The 23,754-nt window shown below is 55.7% G+C and carries 22 protein-coding genes; 7 read left to right on the top strand and 15 right to left on the bottom strand.

The features are described 5' to 3' along the window. Nucleotides 1–13: 13 nt before the first annotated feature. The 8 genes from ACR0LN_RS05435 to iscR are packed head-to-tail and all read right to left on the bottom strand — an operon-like array spanning nt 14 to nt 6,451. The gene (locus tag ACR0LN_RS05435; protein ID WP_480428255.1) at nt 14–580 is read right to left on the bottom strand and encodes a Yip1 family protein; all 567 of its coding nucleotides are present in this window, start codon (nt 578–580) and stop codon (nt 14–16) included. Further along, on the bottom strand, nt 577–1,062 hold the full coding sequence (locus ACR0LN_RS05430) for a YIP1 family protein (RefSeq protein WP_480428254.1): 486 nt from the start codon (nt 1,060–1,062) through the stop codon (nt 577–579). Before ACR0LN_RS05430 ends, ACR0LN_RS05435 begins: the two co-directional genes overlap by 4 nt. After that, on the bottom strand, nt 1,062–2,342 hold the full coding sequence (sufD, locus tag ACR0LN_RS05425) for a Fe-S cluster assembly protein SufD (protein WP_480428252.1): 1,281 nt from the start codon (nt 2,340–2,342) through the stop codon (nt 1,062–1,064). Before sufD ends, ACR0LN_RS05430 begins: the two co-directional genes overlap by 1 nt. Next, nucleotides 2,342–3,097 carry a Fe-S cluster assembly ATPase SufC gene (gene sufC / locus ACR0LN_RS05420; RefSeq protein ID WP_480428251.1) on the bottom strand — a complete coding sequence of 252 codons (756 nt, stop codon included), beginning with the start codon at nt 3,095–3,097 and terminating at the stop codon, nt 2,342–2,344. Before sufC ends, sufD begins: the two co-directional genes overlap by 1 nt. A gap of 49 nt (nt 3,098–3,146) precedes the next feature. Next, nucleotides 3,147–3,350, bottom strand: a complete 204-nt coding sequence (locus ACR0LN_RS05415) for a hypothetical protein (protein WP_480428250.1) — start codon at nt 3,348–3,350, stop codon at nt 3,147–3,149. After that, the gene (gene sufB, locus ACR0LN_RS05410; RefSeq protein WP_480428248.1) at nt 3,350–4,870 is read right to left on the bottom strand and encodes a Fe-S cluster assembly protein SufB; all 1,521 of its coding nucleotides are present in this window, start codon (nt 4,868–4,870) and stop codon (nt 3,350–3,352) included. Before sufB ends, ACR0LN_RS05415 begins: the two co-directional genes overlap by 1 nt. A gap of 18 nt (nt 4,871–4,888) precedes the next feature. After that, nucleotides 4,889–5,932: a cysteine desulfurase family protein gene (locus ACR0LN_RS05405; RefSeq protein ID WP_480428247.1), complete on the bottom strand. Its 1,044-nt coding sequence runs from the start codon at nt 5,930–5,932 to the stop codon at nt 4,889–4,891. Between the two features lie 60 nt (nt 5,933–5,992). Continuing rightward, on the bottom strand, nt 5,993–6,451 hold the full coding sequence (gene iscR, locus ACR0LN_RS05400) for a Fe-S cluster assembly transcriptional regulator IscR (protein ID WP_480428245.1): 459 nt from the start codon (nt 6,449–6,451) through the stop codon (nt 5,993–5,995). A gap of 177 nt (nt 6,452–6,628) precedes the next feature. On the opposite strand from iscR, the gene ACR0LN_RS05395 reads away from it, so the two are divergent. The 6 genes from ACR0LN_RS05395 (at nt 6,629) to ACR0LN_RS05370 (ending at nt 12,404) form a co-directional block, all read left to right on the top strand. After that, nucleotides 6,629–7,282 (top strand): alpha/beta hydrolase, encoded by a 654-nt coding sequence (locus ACR0LN_RS05395; protein ID WP_170324952.1) that lies wholly within the window; start codon nt 6,629–6,631, stop codon nt 7,280–7,282. After that, on the top strand, nt 7,282–7,527 hold the full coding sequence (locus ACR0LN_RS05390) for a hypothetical protein (RefSeq protein ID WP_480428244.1): 246 nt from the start codon (nt 7,282–7,284) through the stop codon (nt 7,525–7,527). The genes ACR0LN_RS05395 and ACR0LN_RS05390 overlap by 1 nt, the downstream gene beginning before the upstream one ends. Further along, entirely contained in the window at nt 7,524–8,681 is a 1,158-nt protein-coding gene (locus tag ACR0LN_RS05385) for an HD domain-containing protein (protein ID WP_480428243.1), read from the top strand. Before ACR0LN_RS05390 ends, ACR0LN_RS05385 begins: the two co-directional genes overlap by 4 nt. 379 nt (nt 8,682–9,060) lie before the next feature. Continuing rightward, complete coding sequence (locus tag ACR0LN_RS05380; protein WP_480428241.1) at nt 9,061–9,396, top strand: DMT family transporter; 336 nt, start codon at nt 9,061–9,063, stop codon at nt 9,394–9,396. Between the two features lie 76 nt (nt 9,397–9,472). After that, nucleotides 9,473–11,290: a translational GTPase TypA gene (gene typA / locus ACR0LN_RS05375; protein WP_480428240.1), complete on the top strand. Its 1,818-nt coding sequence runs from the start codon at nt 9,473–9,475 to the stop codon at nt 11,288–11,290. A 301-nt stretch (nt 11,291–11,591) separates the two neighbouring features. Then, nucleotides 11,592–12,404, top strand: a complete 813-nt coding sequence (locus ACR0LN_RS05370; RefSeq protein ID WP_480428239.1) for a hypothetical protein — start codon at nt 11,592–11,594, stop codon at nt 12,402–12,404. Nucleotides 12,405–12,529: 125 nt separating this feature from the next. Here ACR0LN_RS05370 and ACR0LN_RS05365 read toward each other — a convergent pair whose 3' ends face one another. The 4 genes from ACR0LN_RS05365 to recA form a co-directional block, all read right to left on the bottom strand. Next, on the bottom strand, nt 12,530–13,153 hold the full coding sequence (locus ACR0LN_RS05365; protein WP_480428238.1) for a transglutaminase-like cysteine peptidase: 624 nt from the start codon (nt 13,151–13,153) through the stop codon (nt 12,530–12,532). A gap of 356 nt (nt 13,154–13,509) precedes the next feature. Next, complete coding sequence (locus tag ACR0LN_RS05360; RefSeq protein WP_480428237.1) at nt 13,510–13,797, bottom strand: DUF1330 domain-containing protein; 288 nt, start codon at nt 13,795–13,797, stop codon at nt 13,510–13,512. Between the two features lies 1 nt (nt 13,798). Next, nucleotides 13,799–16,468: an alanine--tRNA ligase gene (gene alaS / locus ACR0LN_RS05355; protein ID WP_480428236.1), complete on the bottom strand. Its 2,670-nt coding sequence runs from the start codon at nt 16,466–16,468 to the stop codon at nt 13,799–13,801. A 138-nt stretch (nt 16,469–16,606) separates the two neighbouring features. Further along, nucleotides 16,607–17,674 (bottom strand): recombinase RecA, encoded by a 1,068-nt coding sequence (gene recA / locus ACR0LN_RS05350; RefSeq protein WP_480428235.1) that lies wholly within the window; start codon nt 17,672–17,674, stop codon nt 16,607–16,609. A 192-nt stretch (nt 17,675–17,866) separates the two neighbouring features. Here recA and ACR0LN_RS05345 point away from each other — a divergent pair, with 192 nt between their 5' ends. Continuing rightward, nucleotides 17,867–18,460 carry a gamma-glutamyl kinase gene (locus ACR0LN_RS05345; RefSeq protein WP_480428234.1) on the top strand — a complete coding sequence of 198 codons (594 nt, stop codon included), beginning with the start codon at nt 17,867–17,869 and terminating at the stop codon, nt 18,458–18,460. On the opposite strand, the gene ACR0LN_RS05340 is transcribed toward ACR0LN_RS05345, so the two are convergent. The 3 genes from ACR0LN_RS05340 to guaB all read right to left on the bottom strand — a co-directional run bounded on the left by ACR0LN_RS05340 (nt 18,457) and on the right by guaB (nt 23,544). Continuing rightward, on the bottom strand, nt 18,457–20,748 hold the full coding sequence (locus tag ACR0LN_RS05340; protein ID WP_480428233.1) for an ATP-binding protein: 2,292 nt from the start codon (nt 20,746–20,748) through the stop codon (nt 18,457–18,459). The two genes, ACR0LN_RS05345 and ACR0LN_RS05340, sit on opposite strands and share 4 nt — an antisense overlap. A gap of 104 nt (nt 20,749–20,852) precedes the next feature. Then, nucleotides 20,853–22,010 (bottom strand): RsmB/NOP family class I SAM-dependent RNA methyltransferase, encoded by a 1,158-nt coding sequence (locus ACR0LN_RS05335; protein WP_480428232.1) that lies wholly within the window; start codon nt 22,008–22,010, stop codon nt 20,853–20,855. 85 nt (nt 22,011–22,095) lie between these two features. Then, nucleotides 22,096–23,544: an IMP dehydrogenase gene (gene guaB, locus ACR0LN_RS05330; RefSeq protein ID WP_480428231.1), complete on the bottom strand. Its 1,449-nt coding sequence runs from the start codon at nt 23,542–23,544 to the stop codon at nt 22,096–22,098. Nucleotides 23,545–23,754: the final 210 nt, after the last annotated feature.

The following is a 23,754-nucleotide window of genomic DNA, read 5'->3' as shown; positions in this document are numbered from 1 at the left end:
GGTCTTCCTATCCCTATACCGGGGCGCTGGGGGCCAATGCGAGGACAAACGGCACAGCCACCAAGGCCGACAGCGCAATGACCCCGAAAGACTTCCAAAGCGTCCCGAACTTATGCGCTTCATTCAGGAAATGGAGCGTGACGTAAAGGCTCACTATCGCTGTAGCGAACAAAAACAGCACCATCAGAAACGGAACAGCGATGGCCAGCAGCAACGTGATGAACATCGCTGTGATTTGCAGAAACTGAAGCCAGATTGTCAGCGTAATGATATCGCTGAATGTTGCACTGCCGCCCAGAAGACGACCAGCCAACAGAAACGCCACGATGCTGAACATCATCAAGACCCCTGAGCGGATCAGGCTGATGAAAATCGGCTCGGGCGGAGCAACCTCTAACCCCTCGGGGACGGGCAGCAAATTTTCGAACCCGAATTGAACCAGACCATTCAAAACCACTGCCAAACTGAAGCCCAGCCACAAAACCTCGCGCCCGGGACGCAAGGCCAGCAATTGCCGCGCGGCATCTGCAGGGTTGGTCAGAGTCAAAACCGCAAGGTTGCCCAAATTCGTGGTCGTCATTCCGCTTGCCTTTGCGCTTGTCTGAGGCCAGCCAGCCAAAACCAGATAAATACCCCAAGCCAGGCAACCCCAACCAAGGTCAATGCCGGGCCGGGCCCAATAAATCCCGCGACCAAACCGTTCAGCAACACCAAAGGTGTCGACGATATCAAGGCCCAAAACAGCGCCAGACGGGCGCCGTAAGCCGAGCCGCGCCCGCCGACTAGGCGAGCCGCGCCGTATGACATAAAGGCCAGCGCGTAAAAGAACAGCGGTAGGATAATAACGGTCCCCAACAAGGCTCCGCCCATGAGCATGTTCAACTCAAGCCCTTCAAGATGAGCCCGACGTGCGAGGCTGGGAAGTTGCGCAATAAAGGCCACCACGCAGAACCCCATGACAAAGATCAGCGCCCGATCTTCTCGTTCACCCAAATCCAGAAGCCTACGCACAACGCGCCCCGGCCCCCGGTAAGTGGCCACGATATCCGATGTGACAGGCATCAGCTACGCCGCGCCAACCAGCCTTCCAGACGCGTCACGATCTCTTCGGCAAGTGACTTGTCTTCGATCTCGTCCACCGCCTCGGCCAGGAAAGCCAGCGTCAGCATGTTGGTGGCGTCCTTGTACGGAACCCCACGCGACCGTAGATAGAACAGGGCCGTCTCATCAATCGCGCCCGAGGTCGAGCCATGTGAACAGGCCACGTCATCGGCATAGATCTCAAGCTCAGGCTTGGCGAGGAACTGGCTGTCATCATCCAGCAGCAGCGACTGGCTGATCTGATAGCCGTCGGTTTTCTGCGCGCCTTCCTTCACAAGAATCTTGCCCTGGAACACACCGGTCGCACCGTTGCGCAGAACTTTTTTGAACACTTGGCGGCTTTCGCAGTTCACTGCGTCGTGTGTTACGAACACGGTGTCATCGTGGTGGAAATCTCCATCACCTACGCAAGCACCGGCCACATGCGCGACCGCGTCGTCACCCGTCAGCTCGACGACTTGCTCATTGCGGGTAAGGATGCCGTTGGCGGTCAGGGTAAACGACTTATAGGTCGATTCCTTGCCCAAGCGGGTAAACATATGGGTGGCAGCACGACGTTCGTGATCCCGGCCCTGCGCCCGGACATGATGCAAAGTGCCATTATCTGCGATGTCGATTTCCATACATTTATTAAAGCGAGACGCCGCCGGACCGTTTTCGAGAATAGTAACCTCGGCATCGCTTTCCACACGAATGACATGGTGCAGGATCGCGTCCGAAGTCTCTGATTCATGACGATAAACCAGGTTGATCGGCTTGGACGGCTTGCCGCTTACATGGATCGCGACACCATCGGTTGCGTAGGCAGTGTTTAACGCTGCCAAGGGCCGTTGAACCGGTGTCTGACCTCGTTCTTCCAGCTTTCCGTACAACTCTTTGGCCCAATGGATATCCCTGCAGCAGATATCTTCCAGCCGGTCGATCTTGACCCCTTCCAGAGTCAGATCGTCCGATTCTTCCGGGCTAAAAACGCCGTCGATAAACACAATTCTAAGGCGGTCGACATCGCTGAACATCATCCGCTCGCCGGCGTCGAACACAGCAGCCTTCGGTGCATCGGGCGAAATCAGTGTGTCAGGCTGGGTGTATTTCCAGTATTCATCACGGCGACCGGGCAGCCCCATCTCGCGCAAACGGGCCAGCGCACCTTCGCGTGCTGCTTTGGTGCAGCCGGGATCGGGCATGGTCAGAGACGCCAGACGCGCCTCGGTTGCGGTCTGTTTTGCTTGCGGCAATGCCATCAGTTCACCTCGGCCAGAATGTCGGTGTAACCGTTATGTTCAACTTCCAACGCCAGCTCAGGGCCACCGGATTTAACGATACGGCCATCCGCCATGATGTGCACAACATCGGGTTTGATGTGGTCCAAAAGACGCTGATAGTGGGTGATCACCAGAAAGCCCCGGCCCTCGTCACGCAGTGCGTTCACGCCTTCCGACACCAGCTTCATCGCATCCACGTCCAGACCCGAGTCAGTCTCGTCCATGATGCACATCTTGGGTTCCAGCATCGCCATCTGCAGGATCTCATTGCGCTTTTTCTCACCACCCGAAAAGCCCACGTTGACCGGACGTTTCAGCATGTCCGCATCAATTTTCAGGGTCTTGGCTTTCTCGCGCACGACTTTCAGGAAGTCGGCCGCCGACAGTTCCTCTTCTCCGCGTGCTTTGCGCTGCGCGTTCACAGCCGTCCGAAGGAAGGTCATGTTGCCGACACCCGGGATTTCCACCGGATACTGGAACGCCAGAAAAACGCCCGCAGCAGCGCGTTCTTCCGGCTCCATTTCAAGAAGGTCTTCACCGCCCAGAGTCGCCGAACCTTCGGTGACGTCGTAACCATCACGGCCGGACAGCACATAGCTGAGCGTCGACTTGCCCGAGCCGTTCGGCCCCATGATCGCGTGTACCTTGCCGGCCTCAACCGTCAGGTCCACGCCCTTTAGGATCTGCTTATCTTCTTCTTCAAGCTGTACGTGCAGGTTCTTGATTTCCAGCATGTTTTGTCCTTTTGCATCTCGCGAAGGGCGCCATGGCCCCGATAAATTCCTATCCCAGCACTTTGCGGATCAGACGGGCGACAATCCAACCTGTGATTGCCCCTCCGCCAACCGCCCAAACCGGGTTGATGAAAGCCGTATGGTTGATGTTGACATAGGCCACCCCGATCAAGCCGCCCAAGACCGGAAGTGCGTACCCAAGCCAGGTCAGCACATCATCCTTTTGGATGCCGTTCCGGGGTGTCCGCGTCATCAGCCGACAGAGCCTTCCAGTGAAATTGCCACCAGTTGCTGCGCTTCCATGGCGAACTCCATAGGCAGCGCCTGCAATACGTCCTTGCAGAACCCGTTGACAACCAGTGCCACGGCCTCTTCCTCGTCCATGCCGCGCTGACGGCAATAGAACAGCTGATCGTCGTCCACCTTGGACGTCGTCGCCTCATGTTCAACGCGGGACGAGTTGTTCTTGACCTCGATATACGGAACCGTATGCGCACCGCATTTGTCGCCGATCAGCAAGCTGTCACACTGTGTGTAATTCCGGCTGTCCTTGGCCTTCGGGTGCATCGAAACCAGACCGCGATACGTGTTCTGTGCCTTGCCCGCGCTGATCCCCTTGGACACGATGCGCGATTTGGTGTTCTTGCCCAGATGAACCATCTTGGTGCCGGTGTCGGCCTGCTGGTAGTTGTTGGCAATCGCGATCGAGTAGAACTCACCCTGGCTTTCGTTGCCGCGCAGGATGCAGGACGGGTATTTCCAAGTCACGGCCGAGCCGGTTTCAACCTGCGTCCACATCACCTTGGACCGGTCGCCCCGGCAATCGGCGCGCTTGGTCACAAAGTTGTAGATGCCGCCCTTGCCGTTCTCATCGCCGGGGAACCAGTTCTGAACGGTCGAGTATTTCACCTCGGCATCTTCCTCCACAATGATCTCAACCACAGCTGCGTGCAATTGCGCGGTGTCACGCTGCGGCGCGGTGCAGCCTTCCAGATAAGACACGTACGAGCCTTTGTCAGCGATGATCAGGGTGCGTTCGAACTGACCGGTGTTTTCTGCGTTGATGCGGAAATAGGTGCTCAGCTCCATCGGACACCGCACGCCCGGCGGGATGTAAACAAACGACCCGTCCGAGAATACAGCTGAGTTCAGTGTGGCATAGAAATTGTCCGAAACCGGCACGACGGTCCCTAGATACTTCTTGACCAGCTCAGGATGCTCTTTGATCGCTTCGGAAATCGAACAAAAGATGACACCGACCTTCGCCAGTTCGTCCTGGAATGTCGTTCCCACAGATACCGAGTCGAACACGGCATCCACAGCAACTTTACGACCCTCGGCAGGCGCATCCTCGGCACCTTCAACGCCCGCAAGAATCATCTGCTCTTTCAGCGGGATACCCAGCTTTTCGTATGTGGCCAAAAGCTTGGGATCGACGTCATCCAGTGACTTCGGTTTCTCTTCCATCGATTTCGGACGGGCATAGTAGTACTGGTCCTGAAAATCGATCGGAGGATAGTGGACCATCGCCCATTTCGGCTCATCCATCTTGGTCCAGCGCTCAAAGGCCGACAGACGCCATTCGGTCATCCATTCCGGCTCTTCGTTTTTTTCAGAGATCAAACGGACGATATCAGGATTCACGCCCTTGGGCGCGTATTCCATTTCAATGTCTGTGTCCCAGCCATACTTATAGGTTCCGACCTCGCGAACCGCGTCCACGGTTTCCTGATCGACACCCTCTTTTACCTGGGTCTGGTCCAAAGCGGCCATTGCTTACCCTCCGTCAGATCACGCGGCGCGCGCGCGATGCTTTTTCTCTTTCTCAAGCCACGTCTCGGCGAAACGCAGCACATCTTCTTCTGTTGTCAAAGGTCCCAGCGAAACGCGGATCGCGCTGGCTGCCGTCACCTCGTCAAATCCCATTGCGGTCAACACCGCGCTGGCGCGAACCTTGCCGCTAGAGCAGGCCGAACCCGCACTGATCGCAAAACCCGCCAGATCCATCTGCATCACCTGTGTCTCACCCTTCCAGCCTAGCGTGGCGAAACACAGAGTGTTTGGCAGGCGTTCCTGATCTTTCCCGACAAAAATAGTAGATTTAGAACCAGCCTCAAGAGCCTTTTCTAGAATATTTCTAAATTCTTTCACCTGGTCCCAAACACCATTGGCCAAATCTCTTGCTGCAGCTTCAGCTGCAGCCCCGAACCCCGCGATTCCAATGATATTTTCCGTACCAGACCGGCGACCCATTTCCTGACCGCCCCCTTTGATCTGCGCAGGCAAATCCGTGCCACGTTTCATCACAACCGCACCAACACCTTTCGGCCCGCCCAATTTATGGGCCGAGATCAAAGCCATTTGCACGTCCAACCAGTTGAAAGCCACTGGCAGTTTACCAAACGCCTGCGTTGCATCGGTCACCGCCAAACCCGAGGGAAGCGACTGAACGATCCCGGTTTCTGAATTGGCCAGTTGCAAGGTCGACTGAGAGGGGTCCAGAACCCGAACTTTACCAGAAGACTCCACTGTCAAATCTTCGACAACCCAAGACCTTACGGCGTCATGTTCAACAGCAGCGCCATGCAGACTACGACCACCAAGTGTCAAAGCTGCGCCTTCGGTCGAGCCCGAGGTGAAGACGATATCCGCTCCGTCGGCCCCAAATGCTGCGGCGACCTGCGCCCGAGCCTTTTCTACCAATGCCTTTGCAGCACGACCCTCGGCATGCACTGAAGAGGGGTTTCCACATACCTCCATCGCAGCGATCATCGCTTCACAGGCCTCTGGTCGCAAAGGCGTGGTCGCATTGTGGTCCAGATAAACACGACTCATGGATTCACCTTTTCAAGAATGCGACGGCGGACCGCGATTTCACGCACCAATCTCATCTCGTCAGTCGTCCACAACTGAAAACAAACTCGGCACAGCTGGACACGGAGCCAGATCATTCTTGATCACATCGGACAACCGCGTCTGATGCAGGAAGACATAAACATGGGCGCTCAGCCCTTCCCACAACCGATTGGTCAGCGATTGCGCACGACTGCCTGAAGAGGCCCCCGACGCTCCCGCGCCCTTTTTCAGCGCATCTACCGTTTCGTCCACAGCTGCCAGAACCTCCACCACACGGATTTCCGATGGCGGACGCGACAACCGGTATCCCCCGCCCGGACCGCGCACCGATGACACCAAATCGGCGCGGCGCAACTTAACGAAAAGCTGCTCCAAATATGGCAACGAGATGTCCTGACGCTCAGAAATCTCGCCTAACGTGACAAGGGTATCACCGGGCTGAAGGGCGATGTCGGCCAATGCAACCATTGCATAACGACCCTTGGTCGAAAGCTTCATTCTCTGTCCCTCTTGGCTGGTGACACGCGAAAACATTGACGCCGCCGCTGCCAGTGCGTATCTCCGACGGGCAGCGCTTTGCGCAACGCATCACAATTAGAACCGTTCTAAGGTGCCTGACGATAACCGTCAAGTATATCCCGGCGCCAAGAAGTAAAAGACAGGACCAAAGCACACATGCCCGAGGTGATTTTTCCCGGACCCGAAGGCCGCCTGGAAGGCCGCTACCACCCGCAAAAGGAAAAAGACGCACCGATCGCCATCGTGCTTCACCCGCATCCACAGTTTGGCGGGACCATGAACAACAAGGTGGTCTATAATCTGCACTATGCGTTCTACAACATGGGCTTCACCGTGTTGCGCTTTAACTTCCGCGGTGTGGGCCGCAGCCAGGGTGAATATGACCAGGGCGTCGGTGAGTTGAGCGATGCGGCCTCGGCGCTGGATTACCTGCAGTCGATGAACAACAACTCGAAACACTGCTGGGTCGCGGGCTTCTCGTTTGGCGCCTGGATTGGTATGCAGCTGTTGATGCGTCGCCCGGAGATCACGGGCTTTATCAGCGTATCGCCTCCTGCCAATATGTACGACTTCTCGTTCCTGGCACCTTGCCCGTCCTCTGGCCTGATCATCAACGGATCTGCCGACCGCGTCGCGCCTCCGGCAGACACCACATCGCTGGTGAACAAGCTGCACGAGCAAAAGGGCATCACCATCACCCATAACGAGGTCGAAGGTGCCGATCACTTCTTCCAGGATCGCCACATGGACACGCTGATCACCGATGTCAGCGACTACGTCAAACGTCGCCTGACCGAGAACACGCGCTGATGTCTGACACCATCACCACCCTCGCCGCCAAACTGGCCGAGGACACGATGAAAGTGATGGACGAAACCGGCGACGACCGTTTCTTTGTTGAAGTGGGTGAGTTGCTGGGCGCGTCCTCTCAAACCTTGGAAGAGGCGTTTTTGACCGAGATACGCGTGCGTTTGGCAGAACGAAAAGCGCGCAAGTTTGTCATTCAAAAACTCGCGGAACACCGTTCCAAAGTTAAGGCGATCGAAAAACAATGACCGACAGACTGTCCGCGCAAATTGAATTCCTGAAACGCGCGGACAGGCTGAAATCAGTCAATCGCGCGAATTACCTTCTGAACCAGTCACGGGCCGAAAACGCAGCTGAACATAGCTGGCAGTTGGCCTTGTGGGCGTTGGTGATGCAGCCCTTGGCCGATGAACACGTAGATATCGACCGGGTCATACGGATGTTGCTGCTGCATGATCTGGTCGAGATCATCGTCGGCGACCACCCGATACATCTGCAAACAGACTGGCAGGCCGTGGAACGGTTAGAACAAGCCGCCGCGGCAGAACTGTTTGGGCTTTTGCCGGATGATCAAGCATCGGAATGCCTTTACCTCTGGCAAGAATTCGAGGCGGATGAAACGCCGGACGCGAAATTCGCCAAGTACCTGGACCGCTGCCAGCCTATGTTTCAGGTTCTATGCGCGCAAAATTCGATGACAGAGCATCGAGTGATCGTTCAGGAAAATCTAAGCACCGGCCGGGCGGCTTATTTGAAAAGCGAGTTTCCACTCGCGTTTGAAGCGGCACAGTGTCTTCTCGAAGACCTCCCTGTAAAATCAAACCCGTTTACGGCCCGCCTGCCCTTTCTTGTCGAAAGCGACGCTTTGAAATCAGTCTACCGCGCCTCTCGCCTGTTGAGCGGAGAGCGGTTCGAGAATTCCGCCGAGCATTCTTGGCACATTATGCTGTACGCGTGGATATTGTCCGAGCACGCCGCATCCGATTTCTCTATCGACCGGGTTTTGCAAATGCTCTTACTGCACGACGTTGTCGAGATTGACGCTGGCGATCACCCTATTCACGGCCAAGTCGATCATGCGGCACAAGAAGCCGAAGAAAACGCCGCAGCAGAAAGGTTGTTCGGTCTTCTCCCCGATGAACAGAACATTGCTTTCTTGTCTCTCTGGCGAGAGTTTGAAGCAGCCGAAAGTTCGGATGCTCAATTTGCCAAAGCAATCGACCGGTTCCAAGCGCCGGTAGGGAATCTGGAAACGGGTGGTGGTTCATGGAAGGACTACAACGTCACTTATGCCCAAATTGAAGAGCGCGTTGGAGCACCAGTTCAACGGGGTGCCCCAGGGTTATGGGCTTGGCTTCAGCCCCAATTGGGCAACTACTTCGCCTCGACCATCGGCACCTAAAAAAGAAAAAGAGGCAGGATGCCTCTTTTTCTCATGTTTCGACAGGCGCTTAAACCTAAAAACTCTCTAACCGTTCAACAAATTCGGCTGCATTTGTCGACGGACCCCCCGTCAGCAAGCCACCCAAGCGCGTTAAAATATGCCGAAACAATTCCAGCAAAAGTTGCGTTGTTTCTACTTACAGCTGATCGATGAAAAACACATAAAAACAAGCAGCTTGTACCAATTTGCTAGCTCGAACCATAGTCAGGTTATCCATACTTCTCCTATGCCTCTAAATTGCACACCAAGTCGCCCCGTATATCGTGCGACTAAATTCTTCTTGCCCGCCCAGATGGTTTCGTGCTCAACCTCTCGAAACTTTCACTGAGAAGCTCCCGTGCCCAAAGCCTATTTGATCCTTTTGCTGGCGGTCATCGCTGAGACCATCGGCACGACATCCCTGCAAGCCAGCCAACAATTCAGCCGTTTCTGGCCGTCCGTTTTGGTCGTGGTCAGCTATGGGATCGCATTTTATTTGTTGGGACTGACGTTGAAATACATGCCCGTTGGCATCGTCTACGCCATATGGTCAGGATTGGGCATCTTTCTGATCGCAATCATAGGCTTTATTGTTTTTGGACAAAGATTGGACTGGCCGGCAGTAATCGGATTGGTCATGATTTTGGCTGGAATTCTGATCATTCACCTATTTTCCAAGACTGCAGGCCACTGATCGCCGGTTAGGGCTGGCATATTGCGCCGCATCGCGGTATGCGCGCGGCAACTTCCCGTTCAAAGGCTGACCTCTCATGGACCTGCGCAATATCGCAATCATCGCTCACGTGGACCACGGCAAGACGACCCTGGTGGATGAGCTGCTTAAACAATCCGGCGCGTTCCGGGAAAACCAGGCCGTGGCTGAACGTGCCATGGACAGCAATGATCTTGAGCGCGAGCGCGGGATCACCATCCTTGCCAAGGCGACTTCGGTCGAGTGGAAAGGAACGCGCATCAACATCGTCGACACCCCCGGCCACGCCGACTTCGGTGGCGAGGTTGAGCGAATTCTGAGCATGGTCGATGGCGTTGTCCTGCTGGTCGATGCCGCCGAAGGCCCGATGCCGCAGACGAAATTCGTGACCTCCAAGGCGCTTGCACTGGGCCTGCGACCCATCGTGGTGCTGAACAAGGTCGACAAACCCGACGCCGAACCTGACCGCGCGTTGGACGAATGCTTTGACCTGTTCGCCAACCTCGGTGCCGATGACGACCAGTTGGACTTCCCGGCCATGTACGCTTCGGGCCGCTCTGGCTGGGCTGATATGGAGCTGGACGGTCCTCGCAAAGATCTGACCGCTCTGTTCGACCTGATCGTGGATCACGTCCCTGCCCCGAAACAGGCTGAAAAAAAGGACGAACCGTTCCGTATGCTGGCCACCACGCTGGGAAGCGACCCGTTCATTGGGCGCATCCTGACTGGCCGCGTTGAAAGCGGAACTTTGAAAGCAGGCGACAGCCTGAAGGCACTCAGCCGTGACGGCACGCTGATCGAAAACTTTCGCGCTTCGAAAATCCTGGCTTTCCGTGGCCTAGCGCAGCAACCGATCGACGTGGCCGAAGCCGGGGACATCGTCACGATCGCGGGCATGAGCAAAGCGACCGTTGCAGATTCTCTGGTGTCTCCGCAGGTGGACGAAGCGCTACCCGCGCAACCCATCGACCCGCCGACCATCACTGTGACATTTGGCATCAACGACTCACCCTTGGCGGGCCGTGATGGCAAAAAGGTGCAGTCGCGCGTCATTCGCGACCGCCTGATGAAAGAAGCAGAATCCAACGTCGCCATCCGCATCACCGATACGCCCGGTGGCGAAGCGTTCGAAGTTGCAGGCCGCGGTGAATTGCAGATGGGTGTTCTGATCGAGAACATGCGCCGTGAGGGTTTCGAGCTTAGCATCTCGCGCCCTCAGGTTCTGTTCCGCGAGGAAGACGGCCAGCGTCTGGAGCCCATCGAAGAAGTTACCATCGACGTGGACGACGAATACTCAGGCGCTGTGATCGAAAAGATAACCGGCGCGCGTAAGGGTGAGTTGGTCGAGATGCGGCCCGCTGGCGCAGGAAAGACCCGGATCATCGCGCATGTACCCTCTCGCGGGCTCATCGGATACCACGGAGAGTTCCTGACCGATACACGTGGTACGGGCGTTCTGAACCGTGTCTTCCACGGATGGGCCGCGCACAAAGGTCCGATTCCAGGTCGCCGCGCGGGTGTCTTGATCTCGATGGAACATGGTCAGGCCGTGGCTTATGCGTTGTGGAATCTCGAAGAACGAGGCCGCATGTTCGTGGGCCCGCAGACGGACGTCTACCAGGGCATGGTTATCGGCGAGCATTCGCGCGACAACGACCTTGAAGTGAACCCGTTAAAAGGGAAAAAGTTGACCAATGTCCGAGCAAGCGGTTCGGACGATGCTGTACGCCTGACGCCGCATGTCCAGTTCTCTTTGGAAGAAGCGATTGCTTACATTGACGACGATGAACTGGTCGAAGTAACGCCAAACGCAGTCCGGCTGCGCAAGCGGTTTCTGGACCCTCACGAACGCAAGCGGATGGCAAAATCCGCTTAACCTTTGGGGTTGATTGTGTCCCTGATTGCAACAATGTCACAATATCAACATATTTGAACTCACCCCCCAAGCCGCTCTCAATGAACAGCTCGCCACGTTGGCGGGCTTTCTCTTTGTTTTTAAGCGTTTTTCTCGAAGATATCTAGTTTCTGGAATTTAACCCAATTTAAACACCCCTTGAAAATATGCCCTAAAACAGATGTAATTATGGTTGAAATGTGGCGCTAATTTTGGTCGAAAGCGCCTAGTCCAGTTTGTTGTATACGACAGACTTAGTAACGAGTTCCGAAGGAGTGACGCAATGCGCGTGAAATCCCGTTTGTTGACTATTGTATTTCTTTCAGCATCGTTTCCCTTGGTCACAGCAGGTACGGCTCAAGCGGATAGATGTAACATCAAAACAGCTCGGCAGTCTGTCTCAACCGACACCCTATGCGGGTGTACGGTCGTAGACACCCGGATGCTGCGCTATATTCAGCGTCGGGCGGATTTTGAGGATATTTTGTCCCGTACTCTTGAAAGCTGCCCAGCCTTCGCAGCCGTTTTGACCGATGTTCCAACAGCGACAACCGCTTCGTCTCGCCGGAGTGGCGAAAACGAGAATAATAGCAACGGCGGCAACAACGGCAGTGGTACCGGCGGTGGCGGCAACAACGACGACGGCGGCGACAACGACGGCGGCGGCAACAACGACGGCGGCGGCAATAACGACGGCGGCGGCAACAACGACGGCAGCGGCGACAACGACGGCGGCGGCAACAACGACGGCGGCGGCAACAACGACGGCGGCGGCGACAACGACGGCGGCGGCAACAACGACGGCGGCGGCGACAACGACGGCGGCGGCGACAACGACGGCGGCGGCAACAACGACGGCGGCGGCGACAACGACGGCGGCGGCGACAACGACGGCGGCGGCGACAACGACGGCGGCGGCGACAACGACGGCGGCGGCGACAACGACGGCGGTAAAGGAAAAGGCAACAGATCAGGCCATAGCGACGGAACTAATCCTGGCGGTCAAAGCAATAACGACGGATCGGACAATCCTGGTAAAGGCGGCGGGAAAAAAGGTGGTTCTGGCAAAGGCGGGAAAGGTGGCAAATCCAAATAAGCCTGTCGCACTGATGTGTGGCTGATGCCAAAAATATCTCGACTGCAAAAAACGGAAAGGGCGACCTCTGTGTCGCCCTCCTTGATGGTAATTACAACAATGCCGTTTTCTAGCTTTCCAGAGCGTCAGCTGCGGCCATAAACTCCGACCCAACTGCTGGGTTGACGAGGATTTTGCATTCGTAAGAACAAGTAACGTGTCGCCGACCAAGGTTTGATCTGGTTGGTAAGATTGTCCAGAACCAAATCACCGGCCGCTGAGCGGTACACCAGAACAGCATGGGAATTGCGCTTGGTATCAAGCACGGTCGCAATCAACAATTTACTCGGATCGACGCCAGCCCGGATCAAATCTCTTTTCTTCAACAACGCGAAGTCTTCGCAGTCGCCACCGCGAGAAGTCGGCAAAGCCCATCTTTCCGCAGTCCGATATTGTGAAAAATCCGTAACAGAACGGGTTGTTGCATTCACCTGACGATTCACGCGCTGAATTATCCGCATTTCCTGCTGATAAGACATGGACGCCGACACTTTTGTAGAACAGGCCCATGTATACTGCCGACATAACTGTTTCGCACCCGACGGCGGAGGAGACACAGCAACACTTTTGATAAACCGCCCTTCGCTTGCATCCGCAGTCGAAACGGCCCCCATCGACCCCAGAGTCAAAACGGAAACAACAGCCAATCGCCCCAAAGTTGAAGGCAACCGTTTTAAACCGACTTTGAAATCAGTGCTCAGGGGTTTCATATCAGTTCCTCGATCCAATTCTCCATGCGCGCTTCTGGGCAAATCAGACCGTAATATGTCTTTGTAAACTAACAGCAGATTAATCCATCAGCGCCACTTGAGGTGAAACTGAAAACCAAACGAGGCAGAATTCCGTAAGTGAATAAGGCTATTTCACGCAAAAAATGGGAAGGCCACGTCACAATCAAAGGGAAATGCTTTTGAACGACCTACCTAAAATTTCGCGTAAAGCACTGAAAAGGAAGACGACAAAGAAACAAATGAAAGACCGGACAGTTCGTTCAACTGCCCGGTTTTTCAATCGGCTAAATTTCGCTTATGACGAGATAGTCGCGTCTGCGATTGTCCCGAAGGGGTTATTCGGTGATCTCAACGACCACCAGCTCGCGCTCACTGGCGCCACGCGCGTGGTCTAGCGCCTCTTGATATTCAGGAGAATTGTAGCAGCCCACTGCGGCTTCTAACGAAGGAAACCGGGCTACGACATTCCGAGGGCGCTCTCTTCCTTCAAGTTGTACGTATCGCGCAGCACGGGCGATGAACTCGCCCCCGTGCTTGGCAATCGCAGGCCCCGCCAACTCAGCGTATTTTCCATAGGCTTCGCTGTCTGTCACTGTGACATGAGCAATCCAGAGTGCGGGCATCTTACCCTCCTAATACTTGTTCGGCGGCCTTGATTGCCGCATCCGAATTCGAAGCATCCCGGCCACCGCCCTGCGCCATGTCCGGGCGTCCTCCGCCGCCTTTCCCGCCCAGCTCGGACACTGCAGCGCGAACCAGATCAACGGCGGAAACCTTGTCCGTCAGATCAGTCGTTACGCCTGCTGCGACGGCAGCCTTACCGCCCGCATCCGCGATGAGTAGTACCGCGCCCGAACCGAGCCGAGCCTTGTGTTCGTCAATCAACGCGGGCAGGTCCTTACCGGACACGCCGGAAAGAGCTTGCGCCAGGAACGGAACGCCGTTCACATCACGCGCCTCAGTGCCACCCTGCCCCGAGCCACCGGCCATCGCCAAGTCGCGGCGAAGTTGGGCAACTTCGTTCTGCAAAGCCTTACGTTCGTCCAGCAAAGTTTTGACCCGGCTGACCACGTCATCGGGCTGCGCTTTCAGTTCAGCAGCAATTTGACCCAAGCGCTGGTCTTGAGCAGACAGGTAGCGGAACGCTTCATCCCCTGTCAGCGCCTCAATTCGACGCACACCAGCGCTGCTGGCGCTGTCGCCCAGAACGACAAAGGTGCCGATGTCGCCGGTTTGGCGCACGTGCGTGCCACCACAAAGTTCGATGGACCAGGTCTCGCCATCGTGGCCTTTGCCCGTCGGTGCCTTGCCCATCGAGACCACACGAACTTCGTCGCCATATTTCTCACCAAACAATGCTTGCGCGCCCAATTCGCGGGCGTCATCCGGCGTCATAATACGGGTTTCGACGCTCGAGTTCTGGCGGATGAACTCATTCACCTCGCGCTCGACTTTTTGGATTTCCGCAGGGCTCAGCGCCTTGGAATGGCTGAAGTCGAACCGCAGCCGGTCCGAGGCATTCAAAGATCCACGCTGCGCAACATGATCACCAAGTGTTTCGCGCAGCGCTTCGTGCAGCAGGTGCGTGGCTGAGTGATTGGCCCGGATGGCTGTTCGACGCGCGTGATCGACCTCAAGCTCAACCGCGTCGCCTTTTGACAAGGTACCTTGGTTGACCGTTACTCGGTGCGCATAAACTTTGCCTTCAGCAAACTTACGCGTGTCCTCGACTTGCGAAACATCCTGCATATTCTCAAGGCGACGAATTTCACCAGTATCGCCAACCTGACCACCGGCTTCACCATAGAACGGGGTCTGATTCACGACGACCCACCCAGATCCGCCCTTTTCGATCTGGTCGACCAATGCACCATCGACGACCAAAGCAGCAACCTGCCCTTCGGCCTTCTCGGTTTCGTAGCCAAGGAAATCGGTCGCCCCGGCATTGTCCAGCACATCGAACCAAACCGCTTGATCGGCCGCTTCACCCGACCCGGCCCAAGCGGCACGGGCCTTGGCTTTTTGCTCGGCCATCGCCGTATCAAAGCCATCCGTATCCACAGTCCGACCCTTTTCACGCAACGCATCCTGCGTCAGGTCCAGCGGAAACCCGTACGTGTCATAAAGTTTGAAGGCAGCTTCGCCCGGCAGCGCGGCACCATCGGGCAAACCTGCGACTTCGTCGTCCAGCAGCTTCAGACCGCGATCCAGTGTCTGCTTGAACCGCGTTTCTTCTAGCAGCAGTGTCTCTTCGATCAGCGCTTGCGCTTGCCCCAGTTCAGAATACTGCGCCCCCATCAGCTGCACCAGAGAGGGGACCAAACGGTGCATGACAGGATCTTTCGCGCCCAACAAATGCGCATGACGCATCGCACGACGCATGATCCTGCGCAGAACATAGCCACGCCCGTCATTCGACGGCATCACACCATCGGCAATCAGGAACGAAGTCGAACGTAGGTGATCTGCGATGACCCGGTGGTGCACGTTTTGATCACCATAGGGATCAACTCCTGTCGCTTCTGCAGAAGCTTCGATCAGAGTCTTGAACAAATCCGTGTCGTAATTGTCATGGCTGCCCTGCAACAACGCTCCGATGCGCTCCAGCCCCATGCCGGTGTCGATCGACTGCATGTCGAGTTCCACCATCGAGCCATCCTCGAACTGCTCGTTTTGCATGAAAACGATGTTCCAGATTTCGATAAAGCGGTCGCCATCTTCCTCGGCAGAACCCGGAGGGCCACCCCAGATGTGATCCCCATGATCATAGAAAATCTCGGTGCAAGGACCGCAGGGGCCAGTCGGACCCATCTGCCAGAAGTTATCGTTTGTCGCGATACGGATGATCCGGTCTTCGGGGACGCCCACCTTTTTCCAGATCTCGAATGCTTCATCATCGGTGTGATAAACCGTTGTCAGCAGACGGTTCTTGTCGATCCCAAATTCCTTGGTGATCAGCTCCCAAGCAAAAGGGATCGCTTCGGGCTTGAAGTAGTTGCCGAACGAGAAATTCCCCAGCATCTCAAAGAAAGTATGGTGCCGCGCGGTGTAGCCGACATTGTCCAGGTCGTTGTGCTTGCCACCTGCACGCACACATTTCTGAGCGGTAGTCGCGCGCTGATAATCTCGTGTTTCCACGCCGGTAAACAGATTCTTAAACTGAACCATACCCGAGTTAACGAACATCAGCGTCGGGTCATTCCGCGGGACCAGAGGGCTTGACGGCACCACTTCGTGCCCCTGTTTGGCAAAGTAGTTCAGAAAGGTCGATCGGATATCGTTCAGCGTGGGCATAAGGCTCTCTCAGCGCGCAATCATATTGTGTCGAATTGGGTTTATCCCCCTCCCTGCGGATAGTCCACAGCAGAGGGGGGCTGGAACGAAACAAGGCGGCCCTGATGGACCGCCCAGCTTTTGATTTCCAACGCTTCTTCAGGCTTCGAGGATATCGTCATCCTCGGTCGCGCCAGGCGGCATGTCAAAATCCAGCCCGTGTGCAGCGCGAATCTTGTCCTCTATTTCCAGCGCGGCGCGGCTGTTTTCACGCAAATATTGCTTTGCATTTTCACGCCCCTGCCCGATCCGCTCATCACCATAGCTGAACCACGAACCCGACTTTTCCACCACGCCGGCCTTTACACCCAAATCCAGCAGTTCGCCCATTTTGGAGATACCTTCGCCATACATGATGTCGAATTCCACCTGCTTGAACGGCGGTGCCACCTTGTTTTTAACGACCTTGACGCGGGTTTGGTTGCCAACGACCTCATCGCGGTCCTTGATCGCCCCGATGCGACGGATGTCCAAACGAACAGAGCTGTAGAATTTCAGCGCGTTACCGCCTGTTGTGGTTTCCGGGCTGCCGAACATCACGCCAATCTTCATCCGAATCTGGTTAATGAAGATCACCATACAGTTCGAACGGCTGATCGAACCGGTCAGTTTACGCATTGCTTGGCTCATCAGACGGGCTTGAACACCCACATTGCTGTCGCCCATGTCGCCTTCCAGCTCGGATTTCGGCGTCAGCGCTGCGACCGAGTCGACCACAACCATGTTCACCGCGCCCGACCGCACCAGTGTGTCGGTGATCTCCAGGGCCTGCTCTCCAGTGTCAGGTTGCGAGATCAGCAATTCATCCAGATCGACGCCCAGCTTGCGGGCATATTGCGGGTCCAGTGCGTGCTCGGCGTCGACGAACGCGCAAACACCGCCACGTTTCTGCTGCTCGGCAATACAATGCAGCGTCAGCGTGGTTTTACCCGAGCTTTCCGGCCCATAAATCTCAACAATCCGACCCATCGGCAAACCGCCGATTCCAAGCGCAATATCCAGACCCAGCGAGCCAGTCGAACTTGCGTCGATGTCCTGCTTGGCATCTTCGCCCAGCTTCATGATCGAGCCCTTGCCGAACTGCCGCTCAATCTGTGCCAGCGCACTATCGAGAGCCTTTTGCTTGTCTGCGTTTTTCTTGTCGCTCATTGTCAGAAGATCCGCCATTGTCCTGTCGCCTTCCCTTTTGTCACACCCTTGAACGGGCGGCAATCGCTGCTTTGTTCGCCTCTTGTTCTTTATGGGACCAAAAAGAGAACATTTCAACTAAAACTTACAGAACTTACTGTTGAGCAATTGTGTTAAAGAGTCGTTTACGCCAATCTGCGAAAACAATGCAGATCGACCAAGGGTTAATAAATGCTTGTTTTCTATAAGGAACGCCTTGCGTTTCTGGCCGTTCCCAAAACAGGCAGCACGGCGTACCACACCGCCCTGCGCGACCGCGCTGATTTTGTTGTGACGGGGCCACCAGAGCTGAAACACGCTCCAGTCCGGCGCTACGACCGCTTTTTCCAAAACATTTTTCGAAAGATGTACGGAACCGAGATGGAGATCATGGCCGTGGTGCGTGAACCCATTGACTGGCTGGGCAGTTGGTATCGGTTTCGCAGCCGTGATGATCGTGTCGGACACCCACATTCAACCCGAAACCTGAGCTTTGACGACTTTGTTCAAGCCTACATGCAATCCCCACGCCCTGAGTTCGCTGATGTCGGCAGTCAGAGCCAATTCTTTCGAACGCGAAGTAATGGATTCGGGGCAAGTCATGTTTTCAAATACGAAAATCAGGATAATATTCTGAGTTTCCTGGAGGATCGGCTGAATATGCAAATCAAGTTGCCGAAGGAAAACGTCTCTCCCAAGCGAGAGTTGCTTCTGACGCCTGAAACTGAACAACGTTTCCGCAAACGACATGCGGTCGAGTTCAACTGTCACGCTTCTGCACTTTAGTTAAGCTGTTGAAATACCGCCTCGGTCAATTGGTTTAACGAAAACGGCTTTGGGAGAAAGGTTGAGTGCGCAATCTCCAGCCCTGAATCACCAAACGCACCTTCTGTGTAACCAGACATAAAGATCACCCGGACATCGGGACGAGTCTTCATCGCTTTTCGCACCCAGGTAGGGCCATCCATGCCGGGCATTACAACGTCAGTAACAAAGGCGTCGACATTCAACGCTCCGTCCTCAAGTAGTTGCAATGCCTCTTCGGCTGACCCGGCCTCAAGCACGGTATATCCCTTTAGCCGAAGCGCGCGCGTTGCAAATGCACGTACCGGCGCTTCATCCTCGACAAGAAGGACAACACCCTCACCCTGACGGGTACTTTGGACGGCAGCGGCAGGCTCTACCTCGGGCGAAACCGGTTGAGGAGAAGAAGATACTGGTAGGTAAACGGTAAACTCAGTCCCGTGCCCCTGCAAACTATCAACGAAGATGAAACCGCCAGTTTGCTTAACGATTCCGTAGACGGTGGAAAGGCCAAGCCCTGTGCCTTCTCCGGTGCGCTTGGTGGTATAGAAAGGTTCGAACACTTTTTGCAGCTTGTCCGCGGGAATTCCGACACCACCGTCAATCACTTTGACAGTTACGTATTCACCGGGCTGAACAGTCGCACGATCACGTCTGAGTGGTTCGCTCAGCACTATCACCTCGGTCTCGATCCTAACCTCACCGCCATCCGGCATAGCGTCGCGGGCGTTCACAACTAGGTTCATGAGAACCTGTTCTAGTTGTCGCTTGTCCGCTTGTACTGGTTTCAACGCAGGATCATGGCTGAGGGTAAGGCGCACTTTCTCACCGACCAAACGATTCAGCAGATGGATGAGGTCTGAAATTGTGTCTCGCAAATCCAGGACTTCGGGCTGCAAGGTCTGTTTTCGCGAAAACGCCAGCAGTTGCCCGACGAGCGCGGCCGCCCGGTTGGCATTCTGATTGATCTGCACAAGATCCCCATAGTCCGGGTCATTCTGATCATGCCTCAACAACAACAGATCACAATGCCCTGAAATGGCCGTCAGCAAATTGTTGAAATCGTGGGCAACGCCTCCGGCCAGTTGCCCAACTGCTTGCATTTTCTGCCCCTGCACAAACTGCGCCTCCAGCGTTTTGAGCTCGGTGGCATCGTTCAACACCGCGATCAGACAGATTTGCCCGTTATTTAACACTCGGCTTAATGTGACCTGAACGAAAATCTCTTTGTCCTGCCGCGTTAAACGCAGGAACTCGGAACGCATAGTGGGCTCCTGCGTGGCGGTACTCTCAAGCCAATCTAGAAGCGGATGGCCCAGCCCTCGCATAATCTGGTCGACGTTTGTTTTGCCCGCTTCAATCTCACCTATCAGCGCCACAGCAAGACGGTTCGCCTCTAGAATGTAGCCATCCGGAGAAAGGCATAAGATAGGCACTGGCAACTCGGAAAAAGATGCCTCGCCGCTAGCATGCTTTTGCCCTTCAATCGGAAAAACAACCAAATCACGAACAGTGCCAGCGCGACCAAGCTCACAAACAGCGGCCGAAATTACTCCGTTTGCAGCTTGAACCTGAAAAATCCCCCCCTGCGCAGGTACCTTTTCGGTAAAGACCTGATGAGAAATTCTGCCCCCTTGCCCCAGCAATTGAATCGCCGCTGCATTTGACCGCAAAATAGTGCCATTTCGCCCTTCAGTCAGAACCGGAACATTCACTTCGTCCCATTGACCCGGCGCATCCAGATGAAACCTCCAACAAAACCGGCCATTGCCTACATCGAATACAGATACCGGGATGATTGAAGCAACAGTTACGATGTCCTCACGCGCCTTTCCGAAAATTTCTGCCTTGGATTGCAAGCGCAAAAGAATGGCCGATGGGTTGGCGAACATCGACCTCAAACAATCTTGCAACCGCCCCCCCGGAAAAGCCTGAAACTGTGCCCGAGCCTCGGAATTGGTGGATAGGATATCACCCTGAGCATTTGCGATCACGCATGGGAAATATTCCTGTTCCGCAAACACAGTCATAGTTTTGATTGCATGACGTGCCAGGTGGTCTAAGAACCAGGCCCGCAGCAGAACCAGAAAGGCCGTGACCAGCAACGATACGCCCGCGACCACGAACCCCGTATGCCATACCTCGGGCAACAGCCCTACCGCAGGCGAAAGGCTTAAAAGTGCTCCAATAGCAACCAGTGAAAGAAACCGCAGTCCTGACGGTGTTTTGGGGAAAGACGGATCAGAAAATACTTCCGAGGACTTAGTCATTTACAACTCAAGTCGATAGGCTTTTGTTTACTCAGCCCAAATAAGGTTAACCCCCGATTAACAGAATCCGGATGTTCTCCTTAAAGTTGCTATGTTCTGACGCGTTATCGCGTCAAGTGTGCTGTAAAGAAACCGTCCGTCCCGTGTGAAACAAGCCACGTTTTGTGGAAATCTTCGGACCATTCGGAGTTTTGTTTCAAGAATTTACCGACTACAGAGCCATTTTCGTCGGCGAGAATCGAACATGTTGCATATGCCAGCACTCCACCCGAAGCGGTCATTGCTTTCACTTTTTCCAATATCGCAATCTGGATCTGAGTGAGTTCCTGCAAACGGGCTTCGGTCAATGCCCACTTGCCCGCCGGAGCCCTCCTCCAGGACCCGCTGCCAGAACATGGTGCATCCGTGAGGATCACGTCGAACGGAGCCTGTCGCGCGAGGTCGTTAGTTGATAGAATCGCAACGCGCGCGCCTGCCCTTTCGGCGCGTGTCGGCAGGTCCCGCATCCGACCGTAGTTCACGTCATGCGCGAATACCTGAACCCCTTGATGCGCAGCCAGCGCCAGTGATTTACCGCCGCCTCCTGCGCAGTAATCCAGCACACGCATGCCGGGCTGAAGGTCCAGAGCAGTCACTACGGCTTGGCTGGCGGCATCCTGAAGCTCCACCAGCCCATCCGAATAGGCTTTGCTTTGCGCTATTTTCCGAGCGCCCCCAGTTACCTCCAGCGCAGTTTCACAGGCCGGGTGTGCACTCGTTTCAATTCCTTCGGCCTCCATGGCCGCAACAGCTCCGGCCAGATCGGTCTTGATCAGGTTGACCCGCAAATGAACTGGAGCGCGGTGTTGCAGCGCTTCTGCAACCGCAATCGAATGATCCCCCAATGACGATTGAAATCGCGGCCAGAGCCATTCCGGGATGTCATATCGCTCAGCTTCGGTTGCGAAATCCCGTGCCACCTCATCTGTGGTTAGAACGGCCGGAGCGTGACGAGCCCCTGTAAATAAATCGTCCACCGCATCTTCGGTCGCGCGTACTGCGCCAATCATCAGACCGCGCCCGGTCTCGGCCCCACCAAGCGCCGAATACGAGCGCTTGCACCGCAATGCAGCAAACACATGATCGCGGACCGCCGCACGATCCTTGGACCCGGCAAAACGGCTGCGACGCGCCCAGTTGGTCAAGGATTTCTCGACAGGTGCCCCCGAGAGGATCTCATCAAGAATTTCTATCGAAGCCTGGATTCGTGCGGCCGGTGTCATGGTCTCTTCCGATACTGCTTCGGGCTTAGTGCCTCAAATGCAAAACGGCGCCCGGGTCAGGGCGCCGTGCTAGTCAAAATCGCGATTACATCACCCGGTAGTTCGGGCTTTCGCGGGTAATCTGAACGTCATGCACGTGGCTTTCTTTCAGGCCCGCACCGGTGATTTTCACGAAGTTGCAGTTCTTGCGCATCTCTTCGACGGTCGCACAGCCAGTGTAGCCCATCGCCGCGCGCAAACCGCCGACAAGTTGGTGCACCACCGCGCTTGCCGACCCTTTGTAGGGCACCTGCCCTTCGATCCCTTCGGGCACCAACTTGTCGTTGGCGGCATCCTTCTGGAAATACCGGTCCGCCGAGCCGCGCGCCATCGCGCCCAAGCTGCCCATACCGCGATAGGATTTAAACGACCGGCCCTGATACAAGATCACTTCACCCGGGCTTTCATCGGTTCCGGCGATCATCGACCCGACCATGGCGCAAGACGCACCCGCAGCGATCGCCTTGGCGAAATCACCCGAGAACTTGATACCGCCATCAGCAATCACCGGAACATCCCCGGCAGCCGCGGCGCAATCCATGATCGCGGTCAGCTGAGGCACACCGACCCCCGCCACCATGCGTGTGGTACAGATCGAACCCGGCCCGATGCCAACCTTGATCGCATCCGCGCCAGCGTCGATCAGAGCCTTGGTTGCATCCCAAGTGGCGACGTTACCCGCGATGATTTGCACTTCGTTGGACAGCGATTTGGCCCGCTTCACCGCGTCAAGAACTCCTTGCGAGTGTCCGTGCGCAGTATCCACGACAATGATGTCGACGCCCGAATCCACCAGTTGTTCGGACCGCTCAAATCCCGCGTCGCCGACCGACGTCGCAGCTGCAACCCGCAATCGGCCAAGCTGATCCTTGCAGGCAGTCGGGTTCAGTACGGCCTGCTCGGTATCCTTCAGGGTCAACAGACCGGTCAGCTTACCTGCGGCATCCACGACCAGAAGCTTCTCGATGCGCCGCGCCCGCATCAGGCTTTTGGCCTCTTCCAGATCGGCGGGCTCTTGCAACATCGCCAGATTATCCGAGGTCATCATCGCCTTAATCGGCGTATCATCCGAGGTCGCGAAACGCATGTCGCGGTTAGTGACGATACCTACGACGCGGCCTTCCTCGTCCACGACCGGAAAGCCAGTGAAATTATAGCGCTGCACCAGTGCCTGCGCATCCGCCAGCGTCTGGTCCGCACGCAGTGTGACAGGGTTGTAGACGATGCCCGATTCGAAGCGCTTGACCCGGCGTACTTCTCGGGCCTGTTCGTCAACCGACAGGTTTTTGTGGATCACCCCGATCCCGCCAGCCTGCGCCATCGCAATGGCCATCCGCGCCTCAGTCACCGTGTCCATCGCCGAGCTGAGAAGCGGGATGTTCATGGTGATCTGTCGGGTCACGCGCGTGGTCGTGTCCGCAGTCGCAGGCAGCACCGTCGATGCCCCCGGAACCAAGAGTACGTCGTCAAAGGTGAGTGCCTCACGAATCTGCATCTGCTAACCTCATGCAAAAGCCCGTTTGGCGGTGACCCTATTACATGGATTTAGGCTAAGGAAAAGCCCCTGACCTAAACAAGTTTTCAGCTACGGGCCGAGACTGCGGCAAAAAACGACGCTCCCTGTATCAAAGGTGCCGCTGAATGGCCTTTCCCTTTGCGCGCAAACTCATATCTTGCCCGGCATACGCGCGAATACAAAAAGGCA

The sequence above is a fragment of the Ruegeria sp. AA6 genome (genome assembly GCF_056542865.1).
This window is presented reverse-complemented; position numbering and strand designations above follow the sequence as displayed.

Coding starts and splice junctions, on each gene's coding strand:
- ACR0LN_RS05435 (WP_480428255.1), bottom strand. CDS start 580: ATGACGACCACGAATTTGGGCAACCTTGCGGTTTTGACTCTGACCAAC.
- ACR0LN_RS05430 (WP_480428254.1), bottom strand. CDS start 1,062: ATGCCTGTCACATCGGATATCGTGGCCACTTACCGGGGGCCGGGGCGC.
- sufD (WP_480428252.1), bottom strand. CDS start 2,342: ATGGCATTGCCGCAAGCAAAACAGACCGCAACCGAGGCGCGTCTGGCG.
- sufC (WP_480428251.1), bottom strand. CDS start 3,097: ATGCTGGAAATCAAGAACCTGCACGTACAGCTTGAAGAAGAAGATAAG.
- ACR0LN_RS05415 (WP_480428250.1), bottom strand. CDS start 3,350: ATGACGCGGACACCCCGGAACGGCATCCAAAAGGATGATGTGCTGACC.
- sufB (WP_480428248.1), bottom strand. CDS start 4,870: ATGGCCGCTTTGGACCAGACCCAGGTAAAAGAGGGTGTCGATCAGGAA.
- ACR0LN_RS05405 (WP_480428247.1), bottom strand. CDS start 5,932: ATGAGTCGTGTTTATCTGGACCACAATGCGACCACGCCTTTGCGACCA.
- iscR (WP_480428245.1), bottom strand. CDS start 6,451: ATGAAGCTTTCGACCAAGGGTCGTTATGCAATGGTTGCATTGGCCGAC.
- ACR0LN_RS05395 (WP_170324952.1), top strand. CDS start 6,629: ATGCCCGAGGTGATTTTTCCCGGACCCGAAGGCCGCCTGGAAGGCCGC.
- ACR0LN_RS05390 (WP_480428244.1), top strand. CDS start 7,282: ATGTCTGACACCATCACCACCCTCGCCGCCAAACTGGCCGAGGACACG.
- ACR0LN_RS05385 (WP_480428243.1), top strand. CDS start 7,524: ATGACCGACAGACTGTCCGCGCAAATTGAATTCCTGAAACGCGCGGAC.
- typA (WP_480428240.1), top strand. CDS start 9,473: ATGGACCTGCGCAATATCGCAATCATCGCTCACGTGGACCACGGCAAG.
- ACR0LN_RS05370 (WP_480428239.1), top strand. CDS start 11,592: ATGCGCGTGAAATCCCGTTTGTTGACTATTGTATTTCTTTCAGCATCG.
- ACR0LN_RS05365 (WP_480428238.1), bottom strand. CDS start 13,153: ATGAAACCCCTGAGCACTGATTTCAAAGTCGGTTTAAAACGGTTGCCT.
- ACR0LN_RS05360 (WP_480428237.1), bottom strand. CDS start 13,797: ATGCCCGCACTCTGGATTGCTCATGTCACAGTGACAGACAGCGAAGCC.
- alaS (WP_480428236.1), bottom strand. CDS start 16,468: ATGCCCACGCTGAACGATATCCGATCGACCTTTCTGAACTACTTTGCC.
- recA (WP_480428235.1), bottom strand. CDS start 17,674: ATGGCGGATCTTCTGACAATGAGCGACAAGAAAAACGCAGACAAGCAA.
- ACR0LN_RS05345 (WP_480428234.1), top strand. CDS start 17,867: ATGCTTGTTTTCTATAAGGAACGCCTTGCGTTTCTGGCCGTTCCCAAA.
- ACR0LN_RS05340 (WP_480428233.1), bottom strand. CDS start 20,748: ATGACTAAGTCCTCGGAAGTATTTTCTGATCCGTCTTTCCCCAAAACA.
- ACR0LN_RS05335 (WP_480428232.1), bottom strand. CDS start 22,010: ATGACACCGGCCGCACGAATCCAGGCTTCGATAGAAATTCTTGATGAG.
- guaB (WP_480428231.1), bottom strand. CDS start 23,544: ATGCAGATTCGTGAGGCACTCACCTTTGACGACGTACTCTTGGTTCCG.